Here is a 443-nt window from a genome sequence, read left to right on the forward strand (position 1 = left end):
TTCTTCGGCACCAAGTTCAAACATCAGGTCGAATACCTTTTCATGCACTTCTTCGGGCGTACAATTCTCTTTGTCCACCTTATTGATCACCACACAAGGTTTCAATCCAAGATCGATAGCTTTTTGAAGTACAAAACGAGTTTGTGGCATAGGTCCTTCAAAGGCATCTACCAATAGCAGTACTCCGTCGGCCATGTTCAAAACTCTTTCTACCTCTCCTCCAAAGTCGGCGTGACCGGGAGTATCAATGATGTTGATCTTTGTATCCTTATAAACTACGGAAACATTCTTGGAAGTAATGGTGATCCCCCGTTCCCTTTCCAGGTCATTGTTATCAAGGATAAGATCCCCAGTATTTTCGTTTTCCCTGAAAAGCCTGCAATGGTACATGATCTTATCTACCAAAGTGGTCTTTCCGTGGTCAACGGGTGCGATAATCGCGA

1 protein-coding gene is annotated in these 443 nt (G+C 43.8%); it reads right to left on the minus strand.

Annotation, left to right across the window (positions count from 1 at the left end; genetic code table 11):
* Window positions 1-443, minus strand: a 443-nt coding sequence (locus HC175_RS18750) for a GTP-binding protein (protein ID WP_168139713.1), incomplete at both ends; no start/stop codon positions are given.

It is taken from the genome of Salinimicrobium oceani, assembly GCF_012037645.1.